The organism is Pseudoalteromonas sp. SG43-1 (assembly GCF_014164415.1).
GTDB lineage: Bacteria > Pseudomonadota > Gammaproteobacteria > Enterobacterales > Alteromonadaceae > Pseudoalteromonas > Pseudoalteromonas distincta.
Genome location: NZ_JACJFD010000083.1, coordinates 1 through 357, shown reverse-complemented (window position 1 = coordinate 357; position 357 = coordinate 1). Strand labels below are relative to the sequence as shown.

General features: G+C 36.4%; 1 tRNA gene. It reads left to right on the top strand.

Annotation, left to right across the window (positions count from 1 at the left end):
* Positions 1-17 precede the first annotated feature (17 nt).
* A tRNA-Ala gene (locus tag H5159_RS20820) sits at positions 18-93 on the top strand.
* The last annotated feature ends 264 nt before the right edge of the window (positions 94-357 follow it).

Below are 357 nucleotides of genomic sequence, written 5' to 3'. Positions count from 1 at the left end.
TAAGTACCAGCATATGTGGGGCTATAGCTCAGCTGGGAGAGCGCCTGCCTTGCACGCAGGAGGTCAGCAGTTCGATCCTGCTTAGCTCCACCACTTTTACTTCTTAAAAATAAATATTCTTTATCGGGCCATTAACCGCCTGAGAATAGAGTGTGTTTAATTTTGAGAGGTTTTTGTATCTCTTGCTCTTTAAAAATTTGGAAAAGCTGATAATAAAATTCTGATAGATACTTTGTATTTATCAAGAGTTTTCAAAAGTAAAAAAAGAATGGTAGCAGTACCATTCAGTGCCATTTAATTAACGTTTTACGTTGATTGATTGGTATCTACTTTAGTATTCAATATTAACTTCTGGCG